The 17,940-nt window shown below is 61.4% G+C and carries 24 protein-coding genes; 10 read left to right on the top strand and 14 right to left on the bottom strand.

What is annotated here, in order from left to right; all coding sequences use genetic code 11:
* Positions 1–2: 2 nt before the first annotated feature.
* The 9 genes from hisD to ABIE20_RS03715 all read right to left on the bottom strand — a co-directional run bounded on the left by hisD (position 3) and on the right by ABIE20_RS03715 (position 6,886).
* On the bottom strand, positions 3–1,328 hold the full coding sequence (gene hisD, locus ABIE20_RS03755) for a histidinol dehydrogenase (protein ID WP_429502886.1): 1,326 nt from the start codon (positions 1,326–1,328) through the stop codon (positions 3–5).
* Between the two features lie 135 nt (positions 1,329–1,463).
* A complete protein-coding gene (gene hisG / locus ABIE20_RS03750; RefSeq protein ID WP_038996931.1) occupies positions 1,464–2,099 on the bottom strand; it encodes an ATP phosphoribosyltransferase in 636 nt (211 codons plus the stop codon).
* A 107-nt stretch (positions 2,100–2,206) separates the two neighbouring features.
* Positions 2,207–3,472, bottom strand: a complete 1,266-nt coding sequence (murA, locus tag ABIE20_RS03745) for a UDP-N-acetylglucosamine 1-carboxyvinyltransferase (RefSeq protein WP_010223372.1) — start codon at positions 3,470–3,472, stop codon at positions 2,207–2,209.
* 23 nt (positions 3,473–3,495) lie between these two features.
* Positions 3,496–3,735 (bottom strand): BolA family protein, encoded by a 240-nt coding sequence (locus tag ABIE20_RS03740; RefSeq protein WP_093388180.1) that lies wholly within the window; start codon positions 3,733–3,735, stop codon positions 3,496–3,498.
* A 115-nt stretch (positions 3,736–3,850) separates the two neighbouring features.
* On the bottom strand, positions 3,851–4,156 hold the full coding sequence (locus ABIE20_RS03735; protein WP_429502883.1) for an STAS domain-containing protein: 306 nt from the start codon (positions 4,154–4,156) through the stop codon (positions 3,851–3,853).
* Positions 4,153–4,803, bottom strand: coding sequence for an MlaC/ttg2D family ABC transporter substrate-binding protein (locus ABIE20_RS03730; RefSeq protein WP_429502881.1), 651 nt, complete (start codon positions 4,801–4,803; stop codon positions 4,153–4,155). Before ABIE20_RS03730 ends, ABIE20_RS03735 begins: the two co-directional genes overlap by 4 nt.
* Before the next feature lie 9 nt (positions 4,804–4,812).
* Positions 4,813–5,280 carry an outer membrane lipid asymmetry maintenance protein MlaD gene (mlaD, locus tag ABIE20_RS03725; RefSeq protein WP_010223376.1) on the bottom strand — a complete coding sequence of 156 codons (468 nt, stop codon included), beginning with the start codon at positions 5,278–5,280 and terminating at the stop codon, positions 4,813–4,815.
* A complete protein-coding gene (mlaE, locus tag ABIE20_RS03720) occupies positions 5,280–6,077 on the bottom strand; it encodes a lipid asymmetry maintenance ABC transporter permease subunit MlaE (RefSeq protein WP_429502879.1) in 798 nt (265 codons plus the stop codon). The genes mlaD and mlaE overlap by 1 nt, the downstream gene beginning before the upstream one ends.
* A complete protein-coding gene (locus ABIE20_RS03715) occupies positions 6,077–6,886 on the bottom strand; it encodes an ATP-binding cassette domain-containing protein (protein WP_429502877.1) in 810 nt (269 codons plus the stop codon). Before ABIE20_RS03715 ends, mlaE begins: the two co-directional genes overlap by 1 nt.
* A 244-nt stretch (positions 6,887–7,130) precedes the next feature.
* Between ABIE20_RS03715 and ABIE20_RS03710 the strand changes: the two genes are divergently transcribed.
* From ABIE20_RS03710 to ABIE20_RS03665, 10 genes are all read left to right on the top strand, one after another.
* Positions 7,131–8,105: a KpsF/GutQ family sugar-phosphate isomerase gene (locus tag ABIE20_RS03710; RefSeq protein WP_429502876.1), complete on the top strand. Its 975-nt coding sequence runs from the start codon at positions 7,131–7,133 to the stop codon at positions 8,103–8,105.
* Positions 8,106–8,630 (top strand): KdsC family phosphatase, encoded by a 525-nt coding sequence (locus ABIE20_RS03705; RefSeq protein WP_429502874.1) that lies wholly within the window; start codon positions 8,106–8,108, stop codon positions 8,628–8,630.
* Between the two features lie 8 nt (positions 8,631–8,638).
* Complete coding sequence (lptC, locus tag ABIE20_RS03700) at positions 8,639–9,214, top strand: LPS export ABC transporter periplasmic protein LptC (RefSeq protein ID WP_045196349.1); 576 nt, start codon at positions 8,639–8,641, stop codon at positions 9,212–9,214.
* Positions 9,201–9,725 (top strand): lipopolysaccharide transport periplasmic protein LptA, encoded by a 525-nt coding sequence (lptA, locus tag ABIE20_RS03695; RefSeq protein ID WP_045196347.1) that lies wholly within the window; start codon positions 9,201–9,203, stop codon positions 9,723–9,725. The genes lptC and lptA overlap by 14 nt, the downstream gene beginning before the upstream one ends.
* On the top strand, positions 9,726–10,451 hold the full coding sequence (gene lptB, locus ABIE20_RS03690; RefSeq protein WP_038996944.1) for an LPS export ABC transporter ATP-binding protein: 726 nt from the start codon (positions 9,726–9,728) through the stop codon (positions 10,449–10,451). It abuts the gene before it with no gap.
* Positions 10,452–10,630: 179 nt separating this feature from the next.
* The gene (locus ABIE20_RS03685; RefSeq protein ID WP_429502871.1) at positions 10,631–12,124 is read left to right on the top strand and encodes an RNA polymerase factor sigma-54; all 1,494 of its coding nucleotides are present in this window, start codon (positions 10,631–10,633) and stop codon (positions 12,122–12,124) included.
* A gap of 81 nt (positions 12,125–12,205) precedes the next feature.
* Positions 12,206–12,514, top strand: a complete 309-nt coding sequence (hpf, locus tag ABIE20_RS03680) for a ribosome hibernation-promoting factor, HPF/YfiA family (protein WP_429502869.1) — start codon at positions 12,206–12,208, stop codon at positions 12,512–12,514.
* A 12-nt stretch (positions 12,515–12,526) separates the two neighbouring features.
* A complete protein-coding gene (ptsN, locus tag ABIE20_RS03675) occupies positions 12,527–12,991 on the top strand; it encodes a PTS IIA-like nitrogen regulatory protein PtsN (RefSeq protein WP_429502867.1) in 465 nt (154 codons plus the stop codon).
* Positions 12,992–12,993: 2 nt separating this feature from the next.
* Positions 12,994–13,848, top strand: a complete 855-nt coding sequence (rapZ, locus tag ABIE20_RS03670) for an RNase adapter RapZ (protein WP_045196339.1) — start codon at positions 12,994–12,996, stop codon at positions 13,846–13,848.
* Between the two features lie 20 nt (positions 13,849–13,868).
* Positions 13,869–14,141, top strand: coding sequence for an HPr family phosphocarrier protein (locus ABIE20_RS03665; RefSeq protein ID WP_429502865.1), 273 nt, complete (start codon positions 13,869–13,871; stop codon positions 14,139–14,141).
* 14 nt (positions 14,142–14,155) lie between these two features.
* Here the strand turns inward: ABIE20_RS03665 and ABIE20_RS03660 are convergent, their stop codons facing one another.
* From ABIE20_RS03660 to ABIE20_RS03640, 5 genes are read right to left on the bottom strand one after another with little or no spacing between them, the layout of a single operon-like run.
* On the bottom strand, positions 14,156–15,049 hold the full coding sequence (locus ABIE20_RS03660; protein WP_045196335.1) for a ZIP family metal transporter: 894 nt from the start codon (positions 15,047–15,049) through the stop codon (positions 14,156–14,158).
* A gap of 11 nt (positions 15,050–15,060) precedes the next feature.
* Positions 15,061–15,672, bottom strand: a complete 612-nt coding sequence (locus tag ABIE20_RS03655; RefSeq protein WP_429502863.1) for a superoxide dismutase — start codon at positions 15,670–15,672, stop codon at positions 15,061–15,063.
* A gap of 1 nt (position 15,673) precedes the next feature.
* Entirely contained in the window at positions 15,674–16,135 is a 462-nt protein-coding gene (locus ABIE20_RS03650; RefSeq protein ID WP_429502861.1) for a hypothetical protein, read from the bottom strand.
* 27 nt (positions 16,136–16,162) lie between these two features.
* Positions 16,163–17,539 (bottom strand): class II fumarate hydratase, encoded by a 1,377-nt coding sequence (locus tag ABIE20_RS03645; protein WP_429502859.1) that lies wholly within the window; start codon positions 17,537–17,539, stop codon positions 16,163–16,165.
* On the bottom strand, positions 17,532–17,933 hold the full coding sequence (locus tag ABIE20_RS03640) for a FagA protein (protein ID WP_082075425.1): 402 nt from the start codon (positions 17,931–17,933) through the stop codon (positions 17,532–17,534). The genes ABIE20_RS03645 and ABIE20_RS03640 overlap by 8 nt, the downstream gene beginning before the upstream one ends.
* Positions 17,934–17,940 lie beyond the last annotated feature (7 nt).

Below are 17,940 nucleotides of genomic sequence, written 5' to 3'. Positions count from 1 at the left end.
GTTCAGTTCCCCTTCTTGTCGGCAAGAATGCGGTATTCGGCGCTGCGGGCGTGGGCGGTCAGCGATTCGCCACGGGCCAGCACCGAGGCGGTGTGGCCCAGGTCGGAAGCGCCCTGCTTGGAGCAGAAGATGATCGACGAACGCTTCTGGAAGTCATACACCCCCAGCGGCGACGAGAATCGCGCGGTGCCGGAAGTCGGCAGCACGTGGTTCGGGCCTGCACAGTAATCGCCCAGGGCTTCGCTGGTGTGGCGCCCCATGAAGATCGCGCCGGCGTGACGAATCTGTGGCAACCAGGCTTGCGGATCGGCCACCGACAACTCCAGGTGCTCAGGGGCGATGCGGTTGGCAACGTCCATCGCCTGCTGCATGTCGCGCACCTGGATCAATGCACCACGGCCGTTGATCGAGGTCTTGATGATCTCGGCACGCTCCATGGTCGGCAGCAGCTTGTCGATGCTCGCAGCGACCTTGTCAAGGAACCCGGCGTCAGGGCTGACCAGGATCGCCTGGGCATCCTCGTCGTGCTCGGCCTGGGAGAACAGGTCCATGACGATCCAGTCCGGATCGGTCTGGCCGTCACAGACCACAAGAATCTCCGAGGGGCCGGCGATCATGTCGATGCCGACCTGGCCGAACACATGGCGCTTGGCGGTGGCCACGTAGATGTTGCCCGGGCCGACCACCTTGTCGACCTGTGGCACGCTCTCGGTGCCATAGGCCAGGGCGGCAACCGCCTGCGCGCCACCGATGGTGAAGACCCGGTCGACACCGGCGATGCACGCGGCGGCCAGCACCAGCTCGTTGACCTCACCACGCGGGGTTGGCACCACCATGACCACTTCACCGACACCGGCGACCTTGGCCGGAATCGCGTTCATCAGTACCGACGACGGGTACGACGCCTTGCCGCCAGGCACATACAGGCCGGCACGATCCAGCGGCGTAACCTTCTGGCCGAGTACGGTGCCGTCGGCTTCGGTGTAGCTCCAGGAATCCTGCTTTTGCCGCTCGTGGTAGCTGCGCACGCGCTCGGCGGCTTTTTCCAGGGCTTCGCGCTGGGCTGGGGTGATGCGGGTCAGGGCCAGTTCCAGGCGCTCGCGACCGAGGATCAGGTCGTCGATCGAGGTAGCCTGCACACCGTCAAAACGCTGGGTGAACTCCACCAGTGCCGCATCGCCACGCTCGCGCACGGCCTTGATGATGTCGAGCACGCGCTGGTTGACCGCGTCGTCAGAAACACTTTCCCAGCTCAGCAGATGATCCAGATGTCGGGCGAAATCCGGGTCAGCGGCATTGAGTCGGGCGATTGCAGTGGACGTGGTCATAGCGAGGGCCTCATAAATGGCGAATGCTCAGGCGCCCTAAGCTACCAGTCCATCCGCGCGGGCACCCGAGAAAATTGGCTATGACGCGGATAGACGGGCGCGACAGCGAAGGTCGCGCGCAGGAGGTAGAAAGTCTTAGCCGCGGTGTCGCGATTCGACAGCCTGGCGCAGGGTGTCGATCAGGCTCTGGATGCGGGCGTGCTGCATCTTCATCGAAGCCTTGTTGACCACCAGCCGGGAGCTGATGGTGGCAATCAGTTCCTGGGGTTCCAGGCCATTGGCACGCAGGGTGTTACCGGTGTCGACAACGTCGATGATCTTGTCGGCCAGGCCGATCAGCGGCGCCAGCTCCATCGAACCATACAACTTGATGATATCGACCTGACGGCCTTGTTCGGCATAGTAGCGCTTGGCGACGTTGACGAACTTGGTAGCGATGCGCAGGCGGCCCTTGGGCTCGGCAGCACCAACCTTGCCAGCGGTCATCAGCTTGCACTGGGCAATCTGCAGGTCCAGCGGCTCGTACAGGCCCTGGCCACCGTACTCCATCAGCACGTCCTTGCCGGCCACACCCAGGTCGGCGGCACCATGCTCGACATAAGTCGGCACGTCGGTGGCGCGCACGATCAGCAGACGCACGTCTTCCTGAGTCGTAGGGATGATCAGCTTGCGGCTCTTGTCCGGGTTTTCGGTCGGCACAATACCGGCTTCCGCCAGCAACGGCAGGGTATCGTCGAGAATCCGACCTTTGGATAGCGCGATGGTCAACATGGGAAACGTCGGTCCTTATGCGGCTACAGCCGGCCGGGCCTCAACAGGCCCGGCCGCATTCAATTCTTTGCAGCAATTGGCTGGCGCGTCCCTGCGCCACTCACAGACTAGCCCGGTACGCGACGGATCTTGGCGCCGAGCATCTGCAGTTTTTCTTCGATGCACTCGTAACCACGGTCGATGTGGTAAATGCGGTCGATCAGGGTATCGCCTTCGGCAACCAGCGCCGACAGTACCAGGCTGGCCGAAGCCCGCAGGTCGGTAGCCATCACTGGAGCGCCTTTGAGGGTCTTGGTCCCGGTGACGATGGCAGTGTTGCCCTCGACCTGGATCAGGGCACCCATGCGGTGCATTTCGTAAACGTGCATGAAGCGGTTTTCGAAGATCGTCTCGATCACTGCACCCGTGCCTTCGGCAATGGCGTTGAGCGAGATGAACTGCGCCTGCATGTCGGTCGGGAACGCCGGATACGGAGCGGTACGCAGGTTCACGGCTTTCGGCCGCTTGCCGTGCATGTCCAGCTCGATCCAGTCTTCACCGGTGGTGACTTCGGCGCCGGCTTCCTTGAGCTTCTCAAGGACGGCTTCGAGGATGGTCGGATCGGTGTCCTTGACCTTGACGCGACCGCCAGTCACGGCAGCGGCAACCAGGTAGGTACCGGTTTCGATACGGTCAGGCATGACGCGGTAGGTCGCCGAACCCAGGCGCTCGACGCCATCGATGGTGATGGTGTCGGTACCGGCGCCCTGGACTTTGGCACCCATGGCGTTGAGGAAGTTGGCAAGGTCGACCACTTCCGGCTCGCGCGCGGCGTTTTGCAGCACGCTGCGGCCCTTGGCCAAAGCGGCGGCCATCATGATGTTCTCGGTACCGGTTACGCTCACGGTATCGAAGAAGAAGTGTGCGCCACGCAGGCCGCCTTCAGGCGCCTTGGCCTTGATGTAGCCGCCTTCGACCTCGATCTTCGCACCCATGGCCTCAAGGCCGCGGATGTGCAGGTCGACCGGGCGCGAACCAATGGCGCAACCGCCAGGCAGGGCCACTTCGGCTTCGCCAAAACGGGCGACCATCGGGCCCAGTACCAGGATCGAGGCGCGCATGGTTTTCACCAGCTCGTACGGCGCGACCAGGGTCTTGATGGTGCGCGGGTCGATTTCGACCGAGAGCTTCTCGTCGATGACCGGCTCAATGCCCATGCGCCCGAACAGCTCGATCATCGTGGTGATGTCGTGCAGGTGCGGCAGGTTGCCAACGGTGACCGGGCCATCGCAGAGCAAGGTGGCCGCCAGGATCGGCAGGGCAGCGTTCTTTGCCCCGGAAATGCGGATTTCGCCATCGAGGCGAACGCCGCCAGTAATAATCAGTTTGTCCATTAGAGTCTCGCCGCCAAGTTGGCTCAGGTGCGCTCAGCCCAGGCTGCGCTGCTGAAAAATTTCATGGTTACCGCATGGATGCTGCCATCGGTGATCCACGGGTTAAGGTGAGCATAGATCTGCTGCTGACGCTTGACCGGGCTCAGGCCCGCCAATTCGTCGCTGATCACGTTCAACTGGAAGTTGCAGCCTTCGCCTTCAACTTCGACCCGGGTTCCCGGCAACTTTTCTTCAAGGAAGTTCTTAACTTCTACGGCCTGCATGCTCAACCTCAATCGGCGCCCTTTGCGCGCGGGTCGGCCATCATACAAAAAAGCCCCTCGCCTGCGAACCCCGTAATCGGAGACTCTGACAGAGGGGCCAGTCGCTGGCTGGCGGTCATTGACCGGCCAGCACCTCGTCAAGATCATAAACCTCGGCGATTTCCCGCATATCCTGCGGCATGGCGCGAACCTCGACGGCCTTGCCGGCTGCCTTGGCGTCGCGCATGAAGGCCAGCAGCAGGGACAGGCCGACACTGCTGGATTTTTCAACCTGCGAGCAATCCAGCACCAGCCCGGGGGCCTTGCACGCCGCGATCAGTGCCTTGCCCTGCTTGCGCAAGGCCGGCCCGTTGCGGTAGTCGAGCACCCTGGCCAGGCTCAACACACCTGGCTCGCTCATGGTCACGACGCTGTCGGTCATTGCGCTTGCTTCTCGGCTGCTTGCTCGGTGGTTTCCTTGGCCTTGGCCACTTCACCCGCCCAACCGTCGATAGTCTTGTCCAGGTCGTTGCCGTTGCGCTGCATGGCGTCGGCGAACTGGTCACGGAACAGCTTGCCGATGTTGATGCCGTTGACGATAACGTTCCGCACTTTCCATTCGCCGTCCAGCTTGGTCAGGGTGTAGGACACAGGATAGACGGCACCGTTGTTGCCCTTGACGCTCATGTCGACACTGGCACGGTCGTCGCCGTCCTTCTTCTCGTTGCCAACGGTAATACCCTGGTTGTTGTACTCGAGCAGGGCATTGCCATAGAACTGCATCAGGCTGCGCTTGAAGTTTTCCTGGAAGCGCTGCATCTGCGCCGGGGTAGCCTTGCGCGAATATTTGACGGTCATGATGCTTTTCGAGATGCCATCGGCATCGACGACCGGGCCCAGGTTGGCATTGAGCGCGTCGTAGAAGGCGCTCGGGTTGGCCTTGTATTGCTCCTTGTTGGCTTTCAGGTCAGCCAGCAACTGGTTGGTGGTCTTCTCGATCACCTGCTTGGGAGACAGAGCAGCTGCACCGGCCATCAACGGCAGCGCTGCCAGCAACACCAGCAAGCCGCGTCGCAGGATAGAAATCATGGAAACTCCTTATTTAGCTTCTTTGCCAACGGTATTGAGCAGGAACTTGCCAATCAGATCTTCCAGTACCAGCGCCGACTGGGTGTCGTGAATGGTTGCACCATCCTTGAGCACCGCATCTTCTCCGCCGACGCTGATACCGATGTATTTCTCGCCGAGCAGCCCTGCGGTGAGGATAGATGCAGTGGAATCGACAGGCAGGTTATCGACCCGTTTTTCCAGCTGCAGCGTCACCCGACCGGTGAAGGTGTCACGATCCAGATCGATGGCGGTGACCTTGCCGATGGTCACACCGGCCATGGTCACTTTAGCTCTGACAGTCAAACCGGCGATATTGTCGAAGTTGGCATAAAGTTTATAGGTGTCGCTGCTCGGGCTCGCCGACAGGCCGCTGACGCGCAGGGCCAGCAGGATCAGCGCCAGGATCCCGGCCAGGAGGAACAGGCCGACACCGATTTCCAGGGTGCGGTTTTGCATCAGAAATCTCCAAACATCAAGGCGGTCAGAATAAAGTCCAGACCCAGGACTGCCAATGAGGCGTAGACCACGGTCTTGGTGGTGGCACGACTGATCCCTTCTGAGGTGGGCTCGCAGTCATAACCCTGGAACACGGCAATCCAGGTCACGACGAAGGCAAACACCAGGCTTTTGATCACCCCGTTGAGCACATCGTCGGTAAAGGAAACACTGTTCTGCATGTTGGCCCAGAACGAGCCTTCGTAAACGCCCAGCCAGTCTACGGCCACCCACGATCCACCCCAGATACCGACCACGCTGAAGATCAGCGCCAGCAACGGCAGCGAGATGAAACCGGCCCATAGCCGCGGCGCGACGATGTACTTGAGCGGATCAACGCCAATTGTCTCCAGGCTGGACAACTGTTCGGTGGACTTCATGTTGCCGATTTCGGCGGTCAGCGCCGAACCGGCACGTCCGGCGAACAGCAGCGCGGTAACCACCGGGCCCAGTTCACGCAGCAAGGTCAGGGCAACCATCTGCCCCACCGCCTGTTCGGAGCCGTACTTGGTGAGGATGCTGAAACCCTGCAGGGCCAGCACCATGCCGATGAACACCCCGGAAACGACGATGATCGCCAGCGACAGCACGCCAACCGAATAGAGTTGGCGGATCAGCAGCTGGAAACCGCCGCCGGTGCCGCTGCGCCCAACCAGCGAATGCAGCAGGAACAGAAAGGAACGGCCGAGCACGGCCAGCACGTCGATGGCCGAGCGACCAAAGCGACGGATACGTTCGAGCAATGATTTTCTGCGCATCAACGCTTCCCCAGAAGATCGGCGCGGTAATCCGGCGCAGGAAAGTGAAAGGGCACCGGGCCATCCGGGTCGCCTTTCATGAATTGACGAATGCGCGGGTTGTCGGAGCCCATCAACTCTTGCGGCGTGCCCTGCCCCAACACCTGGCCGTCACCGACCACATAGATGTAGTCGGCGATGCTGGCGGTTTCGGCCAGGTCGTGGGAAACCACGATGCTGGTGATGTCCAGGGCATCGTTGAGCAGGCGGATCAGCCGCACCAGTACGCCCATGGCAATCGGGTCCTGACCGACGAACGGTTCATCGTACATGAGGATCTGCGGGTCGAGGGCTATTGCCCGGGCCAGGGCCACACGACGCTTCATGCCACCGGAAAGCTCGTCGGGCATCAGCTCGATGGCCCCGCGCAGGCCAACGGCCTGAAGCTTCATCAGGACGATGTCGCGAATCATCTCGTCAGACAGCTGGGTATGCACGCGCAGCGGGAAGGCAACGTTCTCGAACACATCGAGATCGGTGAACAGCGCGCCACTCTGGAACAGCACACCCATCTGCTTGCGGGCATCGAACAGGTCACTGCGCGACAGGGTCGGCAGGTTCTGCCCGGCCACCCAGACCTCGCCACTGGCCGGGCGCAGTTGTGCCCCCATCAGCCGCAGCAGCGTGGTTTTGCCGCACCCGGAAGGCCCCATGATGCCGGTAACCTTGCCGCGGGGAATGCGTATGTCGACATTATTGAAGATGCTGCGCGAACCGCGCTTGAAGGAAACGCCCTTCAATTCGACCGCGTAGGCGTTATCAACGCTCATCTAGACTCCTTGCGATGCAGCCTTCTCACTCAGACGCGCGCCCCCTTCGTGGAGGCACGCACGCACCGAGCGGGCCGAACAGCGGCGAACTATAGCACCGCTGGTAGTGCCGCCCCAAGGCCGCCGCTGTGCTTGTTCAGCTATGGTTAAGCCAACTGGGCGAATGTATGACAATCACAAGGTGAGGCTTTCGCCCATTACCGCTATAATCGCCGCCTTTTCATCAGGCAATCCGATTTTCGACATGAGCCAATCCAGCGACCTGATCCAATCCGCGCAGCGCACCATCCGTTTCGAACTCGAGGCGGTTGAGGGCCTGCTGGCCCACATCGACGCCGATTTCGTCAAGGCATGCGAGCTGATCCTGGCCAGCAAGGGCCGGGTGGTGGTGGTCGGCATGGGCAAGTCGGGGCACATCGGCAACAAGATCGCCGCCACCCTGGCCAGCACCGGTACGCCGGCGTTTTTCGTGCACCCGGCCGAAGCCAGCCATGGCGACATGGGCATGATCACCCGTGATGACGTGATCCTGGCCCTGTCCAACTCGGGCTCCACCGCCGAGATCGTCACCCTGCTGCCGCTGATCAAGCGCCTGGGCATCCAGTTGATCAGCCTGACCGGCAACCCCGATTCGCCACTGGCCAAGGCTGCCGAGGTCAACCTCGACGCCCGCGTTGCCCAGGAAGCCTGCCCGCTGAACCTGGCACCGACCTCCTCGACCACCGCGGCACTGGTACTGGGCGACGCCCTGGCCATCGCCCTGCTCGAAGCCCGCGGCTTTACCGCTGAAGATTTCGCCTTTTCGCACCCCGGCGGCGCCCTCGGCCGACGCCTGCTGCTGAAGGTCGAGAACGTCATGCATGCCGGCGACGAGCTGCCGCACGTGCAACGCGGCACCCTGCTCAAGGACGCGCTGCTTGAAATGTCCCGCAAAGGTTTGGGGATGACCGTGGTGCTCGAAGCCGACGGACGGTTGGCCGGGATCTTCACCGACGGCGATCTGCGCCGCAGCCTCGATCGCAATATCGACGTGCACAAGACCCTTATCGAAGAAGTCATGACCGCCCACGGCAAGACCGCCCGCGCCGAAATGCTCGCCGCTGAAGCCCTGAAGATCATGGAAGACCACAAGATCAGCGCCCTGGTGGTGATCGACAAGGACGAGCTCCCGGTCGGCGCCCTGAACATGCACGACCTGTTGCGTGCGGGAGTGATGTAAATGACCCAGGACCTGCTCCAGCGCGGCAAGGCCATCAAGCTGGCGGTTTTCGACGTAGACGGCGTGCTCACCGACGGTCGCCTGTACTTTCTCGAAGATGGCAGCGAATTCAAGACCTTCAACACCCTCGACGGCCAGGGCATCAAGATGCTCATGAACTCGGGCGTGACCACGGCGATCATCAGCGGGCGCAAGACCCCGGTGGTCGAGCGCCGGGCAAAGAACCTCGGCATCCCTCACCTGTACCAGGGCCGGGAAGATAAACTGGTGGTATTGGACGAGCTTCTCGGCCAGCTCAACCTAAGCTATGAACAGGTCGCCTATCTGGGCGACGACCTGCCTGACCTGCCGGTGATCCGCCGGGTCGGCCTGGGCATGGCGGTGGCCAATGCCGCCGCTTTCGTCCGCGAGCACGCCCACGGGGTAACCCGGGCACGTGGCGGCGAAGGGGCAGCGCGCGAATTCTGCGAACTGATCCTGCAAGCCCAGGGCAATCTTGACGCGGCCAACGCCCATTACCTGTAGAGCGACACATGTTCAGTAAGAAAATCCGCAACATTGCGCTGTTCAGTGTGATCGCCGCCCTGCTGGTGGCGGTCGGCTACTGGAACATCAGCCCCGAGAGTTTCCTCGACAACAAGCCGGTTGCCGGGCCGGACCAGAGCGCCATCGACTATTACGCGGTGAACGCTCACAGCGTGCAGTTTTTGCCTGACGGCAAGATGCAGTACGAGATGACCGCCGACAAGGTCGAGCACCTCAAGGCCAGCGAAGTCACCCTGCTGACCAAACCCGACCTGCAGATGTACCGCGGCACCACTTATCCGTGGCACGTGCAGAGCGAGCGCGGCGAGGTCAATCCCGACGGCAGCGAAGTCGAACTGATCGATTCGGTACGGGTTGCCCGCACCGACGAAAAGAACCGCACCATGATCATTACCAGCAGCCGCATGACGGTATTCCCGCAGAAGCAATATGCGCAAACCGAGCAAGCCGTTAGAATCGACGGCGCCGGTGGCGTCACTACGGGCAATGGAATGAAAGCGTATTTGAAAGACGGCAGGATGGACCTGCTGTCCAACGTAAGAGGACAGTATGAGGCTCGTTAAAACCCTCCCCTTTTTGCTCAGCCTGAGCGCAGCACTGGGAAGCGCGAGCGCCTGGGCCCTGCCGAACGACCGTGACCAGCCGATCCGCATCCAGGCCGACCACGCTCAACTGGACGACAAGAAAGGCATCGCCACCTACACCGGTGACGTGATCATCACCCAGGGCTCGATGATGATCAAAGGCAACACCGTGACCATCACCCGTACCGCCGGTGGCGACATCGACGTGGTGACCTCGGTGGGCAACCTGGCCTACTTCGAACAGCAGCAGAGCGCCGCCAAGCCAGACAAGATGCAGGGCTATGGCAAGACCATCCAGTACAATGCGCCGCAAAACCGCATCGTCCTGATCGACCGCGCCAAGGTTATCAACGAAGGCAACACCACCGAAGGCGAGAAGATCGTCTATGACACGGTGAAACAGATCGCTACCGCCGGTCGCGGTGGCAAAGTCACCGAGTCGCGTCCGCGCATCGACATGGTGATCCAGCCGAAGAAGAAGGCCGAGTAAATGGCAACCCTCAAAGCCCAGCACCTGGCCAAGAGCTACAAGAGCCGGCAAGTGGTCCGCGACGTCAGCCTGTCGATCGACAGCGGCCAGATCGTCGGCCTGCTCGGCCCTAACGGCGCCGGCAAGACTACCTGCTTCTACATGATCGTCGGCCTGGTTCAGGCCGATCAGGGCCGCGTGCTGATCGACGACCTTGATGTCAGTCACCAGCCCATGCACGGCCGTGCCCGCGCCGGTATTGGCTACCTGCCGCAGGAAGCCTCGATCTTTCGCAAGCTGTCGGTCGCCGACAACATCATGGCGATCCTCGAAACCCGCAAGGACCTGGACCGCGATGGCCGGCGCAAGGAGCTGGAAAGCCTGCTGCAGGAATTCCACATCAGCCACATCCGCGACAACCTCGGCATGAGCCTTTCCGGTGGTGAGCGCCGCCGCGTCGAGATTGCCCGCGCCCTGGCCACCGCACCCAAGTTCATCCTGCTCGACGAACCCTTTGCCGGTGTCGACCCGATCTCGGTTGGCGACATCAAGCAGATCATCCATCACCTGAAGGCCAAGGGCATCGGCGTTCTGATCACCGACCACAACGTCCGTGAAACCCTGGATATCTGCGAAACCGCTTACATCGTCAACGATGGCCAGCTGATCGCCGAAGGCGATGCAGAGACCATCCTGGCCAACGACCTGGTCAAAGAGGTTTACCTCGGCCATGAGTTCCGCCTGTAGGCTCAAGGTGTAAGGCGCTGCCGGAGCGCTCGTAAACAGGCCAGATGATGGCTTAATTGTTACGGCGCTCTAGGCAAACGCTGCAATTTCAGGCATATAATTTGCTTAAAGTTGGCGCTTCGGTGCCCTTGTAGTGGATGGCGCATGTGCGCCGGCAAATAAGGTGTTAAGCCCCTGCCATGAAACCATCGCTCGTCCTAAGAATGGGCCAGCAACTGACGATGACCCCGCAGTTGCAACAGGCCATACGTCTGCTCCAGCTTTCTACCCTGGATCTCCAGCAGGAAATCCAGGAAGCGCTGGAATCAAACCCGATGCTCGAGCGCCAGGAAGATGGCGACGACTTCGACAACAGCGACCCGATGGCCGACAACGCCGAGAGCAAACCCGTCGCCGAAGTTCAGGAAACCAGCTTCCAGGAGACCGCCCCGACGGTGGACAACCTCGAAGAAGGCGAATGGAACGAACGCATCCCCAACGAGCTGCCGGTCGATACCGCTTGGGAAGACATCTACCAGACCAGCGCCAGCAGCCTGCCCAGCAACGATGATGACGAGTGGGACTTCACCACCCGCACCTCCGCTGGCGAAAGCCTGCAGAGCCACCTGCTCTGGCAGCTCAACCTGGCACCGATGTCCGACACCGACCGGCTGATCGCCGTGACCCTGATCGACTGCATCAACAACCAGGGTTATCTCGACGAAACCCTGGAAGAAATCTGCGACTCCTTCGACCCCGAGCTCGACATCGAGCTGGACGAAGTCGAAGCCGTGCTGCACCGCATCCAGCAGTTCGAGCCCGCCGGTATCGGCGCGCGCAACCTCAGCGAGTGCCTGTTGCTGCAACTGCGCCAACTGCCGCCGCGCACGCCGTGGATGACCGAAGCCCAGCGCCTGGTCAGCGACTTCATCGACCTGCTCGGCGGCCGCGACTACAGCCAGCTGATGCGCCGCATGAAGCTCAAGGAAGACGAGCTGCGCCAGGTCATCGAACTGGTACAGAGCCTCAACCCGCGCCCGGGCTCGCAAATCGAATCCAGCGAAGCCGAATACGTGGTACCCGACGTGATCGTGCGCAAGGACAACGAGCGCTGGCTGGTCGAGCTCAACCAGGAAGCGGTACCGCGCCTGCGCGTCAACCCGCAGTACGCAGGCTTCGTCCGTCGCGCCGACACCAGCGCCGACAACACCTTCATGCGCAACCAGTTGCAGGAGGCGCGCTGGTTCATCAAGAGCCTGCAAAGCCGCAACGAAACCTTGATGAAGGTCGCCACCCAGATCGTCGAGCACCAGCGCGGCTTCCTCGATCATGGCGACGAGGCGATGAAGCCGCTGGTGCTGCACGACATCGCCGAAGCGGTGGGCATGCACGAGTCGACCATTTCCCGCGTGACCACGCAAAAATACATGCACACGCCCCGCGGAATTTACGAGCTGAAGTACTTTTTCTCCAGCCACGTCAGCACCTCCGAAGGCGGTGAATGCTCGTCCACGGCGATCCGCGCGATCATCAAGAAACTGGTTGCAGCGGAAAATCAGAAAAAGCCATTGAGTGACAGCAAGATCGCTGGTTTACTGGAGGCACAAGGCATCCAGGTAGCACGTCGCACCGTCGCCAAGTACCGCGAGTCCCTCGGCATTGCACCGTCGAGCGAGCGCAAGCGATTGATGTAACGGCTCCTGAGGTGTGCCACCGCAGTTCAGTGGCAGGCGCAATACCTGCCTCTTATGCACCGGCAACAAAGGAGAAGCTGTATGCAAGTCAATATCAGTGGACAGCATGTAGAAGTTACTCAGCCCCTGCGTGAGTACGTACTTGAAAAGCTTGCTCGCTTGGAGGGGCATTTCGACAAGATTACCAATGTGACGGTAATCATGAAGGTCGAGAAGCTTCAACAGAAGATCGAGGCCACCCTGCAGATCCCGGGCGGCGAAGTGGTTGCAAATGCCGAACACCAAGACATGTATGCAGCGATCGACGCCTTGACTGACAAGCTCGACCGCCAACTGAAAAAACACAAGGAAAAACAGCAAAGCCTGCTGCAAGGTGCAGCGGCCCGCTGATCCCCCTCATCCATGATCCGACTTGAAACCATCCTGACCCCCGGCCGTTCCCTCGTGAACGTGCCGGGCGGCAGTAAAAAACGTGCGCTCGAACAGATCGCCAATCTGATCGGCAAAGAAGTGCCCGAGCTGGACACCCAGATCGTGTACGAAGCCCTGATCGCCCGGGAAAAACTGGGCTCCACCGGTTTCGGCAACGGCATTGCCATTCCCCATTGCCGCCTCAAGGGCTGTGAGTCGCCGGTCAGCGCGCTGTTGCACCTTGACGCCCCTATTGATTTCGACGCCATCGATGGCGCCCCGGTCGACCTGCTGTTCGTACTGCTGGTCCCGGAAGCGGCTACCGATGCGCACCTGGAGCTGCTGCGCCAGATCGCCAGCATGCTCGACCGCCAGGACGTACGCGAAAAACTGCGTGCGGCCGCCAGTAACGAATCCTTGTACCAGGTCGTACTGGACGTACAAAACGGGCACTGAACATGCGCTTGATCATCGTTAGTGGCCGGTCTGGCTCCGGCAAGAGTACCGCCCTCGATGTACTTGAGGACAACGGCTACTACTGCATCGACAACCTGCCTGCTGGCTTGCTGCCGCAACTGGCCGAAAGCGCCCTGATCAACACCGAATTGATGCAGCCCAAGGTGGCCGTGTCGATTGACGCGCGCAACCTGCCCAGCCACCTCTCGCGCTTTCCCGAGCTGCTCGAGGATGCCCGTAGCCGGCATATCCAGTGCGATGTGCTGTACCTGGATGCCGACGAAGAAACCCTGCTCAAGCGTTTCTCGGAAACCCGCCGCCGCCACCCGCTGACCAACAACGAACGCTCGCTGGCCGAAGCGATCGAAGTCGAAAGCGAGCTGCTCGGGCCAATTGCCGACCTCGCCGACCTGAAGATCGATACCACCAACCTGAACCTGTATCAGCTGCGTGATTCGATCAAATTGCGCCTGCTCAACCAGCCGGAGCCAGGCACGGCCTTCCTGGTCGAATCCTTCGGCTTCAAGCGCGGCATGCCGGTAGACGCCGACCTAGTGTTCGATGTGCGTTGCCTGCCCAACCCTTACTGGAAGCCGGAACTGCGCGACCATTCGGGCCTGGAGCAACCGGTAATCGATTACCTGGCAGCCCAGCCGGATGTCGAGGACATGTTCCAGGACATCTCCAGCTACCTGCTCAAATGGTTGCCACGCTTTGCCGCCAGCAACCGCGCGTATGTCACCATTGCCATTGGCTGCACGGGCGGCCACCACCGTTCGGTGTACCTGACCGAGCGTCTGGGCCAGCTACTGCAACAATCGTTAAAGAACGTCCAGGTTCGCCACCGCGACCTCTAGCCCACAGGATCTGCGCCTCGATGCCCGCTCGTGAAATCACCATCATCAACAAGCTGGGGCTGCACGCCCGGGCGGCTGCGAAGTTCGTTGGCGTCGCTGGCAGATTCCCCTGCCAGGTACGCGTGGGTCGGGCGCCAGACAAACTGGTAGACGGCAAGAGCATCATGGCGGTCATGATGCTTGCCGCCGGCAAAGGCACCCAGGTGCATTTGCACACCGAGGGCGAGGACGAGACTGCGGCTCTCGATGCCCTGATCGAACTGATCAACAACTATTTCGACGAGGGCGAGTAACCGCCCCCGTTTTCTCACGACAACGCCGTATCCATCACCATCATCAGGCAGAAGCCGATGCACAGGCCAAGACTAGCCAGTCGGTGATGGCCGTTGCTGCGCGACTCGGGAATGATTTCCTGAGTCACTACCAGCAACATCGCCCCCGCCGCACAGGCCAGCCCCAGTGGCAGCAATAACTCCGCCACCGTCACCAGCCAGGCACACACCACCGCTGCCAGCGGCTCGACCAGGCCTGAAGCCGCGCCAATCAGAAACGCCTTGAAACGGGCCATCCCCGCCCCTGCCAACACCAGGGCGATGACCAGGCCTTCAGGCACATCCTGCAAGGCAATCCCCATGGCCAGGCTGTCGGCATCGGGCATGCCGCCACCGGCAGACACACCAATGGCCATGCCTTCGGGAATGTTATGGGCAATGATGGCAATCACGAACACCCAGATCCGTGCGGCAATCACCGGCTGCTGAGGCGTACCTACCAGCGCCTCGGGCGAAGCGCCAGACACCTTGAGGTCGACCAGGTACAGGCAGAAGGCGCCGAACAGCAAGCCGAAGCTGACCAGGCCACCAGCACCCCATTTACCCAAACCAATGGCCTGGGCGGCATCCAGCCCGGGAATGATCAGCGAAAAGGCCGTGGCCGCGAGCATCACCCCGGCGCCGAAGCCCAGCAGGGTATCGGCCAGGGCCACCGGCATGTTGCGGATCACCAGCACCGGCACGGCGCCCAGGGCGGTGCCCAAGGCACACAGTGCCCCGCCTTCGAGGGCCCGCAACATGCGCGGTTCCAGATCCAGCCAGGCGATACCCTGGGCCACCAGCAGCGCGAAGCCGACCAGCAACAACAGGGTACCGAGCGCCAGGCGAAACAGCCGCACGCCGGCAATGGACATCACATCCGAACGCATTGCGCTGCGACTCACACAAGCGCGGCTGCGTAACGGCGCTCTACCTCGGACCAATCGATCACGTTGTAAAAGGCGCTGATGTATTCCGGACGGCGATTCTGATAGAGCAGGTAGTAAGCGTGTTCCCAGACGTCCAGGCCGAGGATCGGCGTATTGCCATTCATCAGCGGGCTGTCCTGGTTGCCACTGCTTTCAACCACCAGGGTCTTGGCCGGGGTCACGCTCAACCAGGCCCAGCCACTGCCGAAGCGGGTCAGTGCAGCCTTGGTGAAGGCATCCTTGAAGGCCTCGAAGCCACCCAATTGCTGATCAATGGCCTTGGCCACGGCGCCTTGCGGCAGGCCACCGCCCTGGGGCGACATCACGGTCCAGAACAGCGAGTGGTTGGCGTGGCCGCCGCCCTGGTTGATCACTGCGTTCTGCAGTTTTTCCGGCAGCTGCTTGACGCTGGCGACCAGTATTTCTACCGGCCACTCGGCATACTCGCTACCTTCTACCGCCGCGTTGAGGTTGTTGATGTAGGTCTGGTGGTGCTTGCTGTGGTGAATCTGCATGGTCTGGGTATCGATGTGCGGTTCCAGCGCATCGTAGGCGTAAGGCAATGCAGGCAAGGTATAAGGCATATCACTGGATTCCATATTGTAGGACTGAAGGCGCGGCGCTTTCCTGGCCGGCATGCAGGGCCGGCTGCGGCTCATGCCGGTAGAGCAGACGTTCGGTGCGCGGGTACTGGCCATACTCGCTGATGAAGCTCAGCAGCTCGGTGTAGGTCTTGCTGCTGTGACGCAGCGCAGCTTCACGCAGCAGCGGCGCCATGCGCGGGTTCTGGGCGGTCTGCAGCAGCCGCTGGTGAATGGCGCAAAGGTACTCGGCGCTTTCCTGCGGTTGATTCAGGCGCAGGTGCAGATCGGCCAGGTTGTGGTGAGCGATGACACACACGGCCACCGCTTCGTCGGCGTCATGCCAGCGCTCGAACAACACCTGGGCAAGCGCCAGGGCTTGCAGATACAACTCGCGGGCATCGACCAGCTCGCCTTGTTTGAACAGACGGTTGGCAATTTCGGTGGTGCGTTTCCAGTGCTGCATGACAAACCTCCAGAGCGGTGGACCGGCTCAGATCCCGCCAGCGGTGAGCTTTTCCGGATCGAGCAGCGCTTCAAGCTGGCTGCGCGGCAGGTCGGTGTGTTCCAGGGCTACGTCGATAATCGGGCGGCCTTGCTTGTAAGCGGTCTTGGCGATTTCGGCTGCCTTCTGGTAGCCGATGATCGGGTTCAGGGCGGTAACCAGGATCGGGTTGCGCGCCAGAGCTTCCTTGAGCTTGGGCTCATTGACCTTGAAGCTGGCGATCGCCTTGTCAGCCAGCAGGCGGCTGGCATTGGCCATCAGTTCGATACTGCTGAGCAGGTTCTGGGCGATGATTGGCAGCATCACGTTGAGTTCGAAGTTGCCCGACTGCCCGGCCACGGCGATGGTCGCGTCGTTGCCGATCACCTGCGCGGCGACCATGGCGGTAGCCTCCGGAATTACCGGGTTGACCTTGCCTGGCATGATCGAAGAGCCCGGCTGCAAGCCTTCGAGCTCGATTTCACCGAGGCCTGCCAGCGGCCCTGAGTTCATCCAGCGCAGGTCGTTGGCGATTTTCATCAGTGCCACAGCGGTGGTCTTGAGCTGGCCGGATACCGCCACTGCGGTGTCTTGCGAGCCAATCAGGGCGAACAGGTTGTGCCCCGGGACAAACTCGACACGGGTCAGCGCGGTCAGTTGCTGACTGAAGCGTGCAGCAAACTCAGGATGGGCATTGATGCCAGTACCCACGGCGGTGCCGCCCTGAGCCAGCGCCTGCAGGCTTGGCAGGGTGGCTTGCAGATGGGCAATGGCTGCCTTGATCTGCGCCGACCACCCACCCAGTACCTGGCTCATGCGCACCGGCATGGCATCCATCAGGTGGGTGCGGCCGGTCTTGATGAACGGATGCACCTGCTCGGCCTTGGCGTCGATCACCTTGACCAGGTGCTGCAGCGCCGGCAGCAACTGCTCGTGCAGGGCCAGCGCGGCACTGACATGAATGGTGGTAGGGATGATGTCGTTGCTGCTTTGCCCGCAGTTGACGTGATCGTTGGGATTGACCGTGTCGCCCAGCACGCGGCTGGCCAGGGTGGCGATCACCTCGTTGGCGTTCATGTTCGAGCTGGTACCGGAGCCGGTCTGGAAGATATCCACCGGGAAATGCTGCATGAAGTCACCGGCCAGCAACTGCTCCACGGCCTTGACGATCGCCTCGCCACGGGCCTGGTCGAGCTGCTTGAGCTCGATATTGGCCTTTGCCGCGGCAGCCTTGGCCAGCAGCAGCGCGCGGATGAACTGGGTCGGCATGCGTTGCTGGCTGATCGGGAAGTTGTTCACCGCGCGCTGGGTCTGGGCGCCATACAGGGCCTGGGCCGGCACCAGCAGTTCACCCATGCTGTCGCGCTCGATACGGGTATTACTCATCATCAAGTCCTTGCATCAGTTCATCGTAGGAAATCGAAGGCAGCAGCACACAGTTCGCCAATTGCAGGGCGAAGGGCTGCCAGCGCTGGTTGTTTTCGCGCCGATCAAGGTTGCGCAGCTCCAGCAGCGGCCGCCAGGCCTGGTCCAGGCACAGGCAGCGCCAATGCCAGGGCAGCGCGCGATCGCAGGCGGTGTCCAGCAGCAGGCGAAATGAGGTCAAGGCGATGGTCCAGGCACTGGTATCGGTGCAACACACCAGATAACGGCCTTCGGTGAGGTAGTGCTCGATCAGGCGCGGCTCGTCCGGATCAAGGGCACAGCGAATGCGCCGGCTCAGCCAGCGCCAGTTTTCCAGGTAGGGCAATTCGTGGAGGACTGGTTTCATGAACATCATCGCCTAG

Origin of the sequence: Pseudomonas sp. 2835 (genome assembly GCF_050435905.1) — a bacterium.
GTDB lineage: Bacteria > Pseudomonadota > Gammaproteobacteria > Pseudomonadales > Pseudomonadaceae > Aquipseudomonas.
This window is presented reverse-complemented; position numbering and strand designations above follow the sequence as displayed.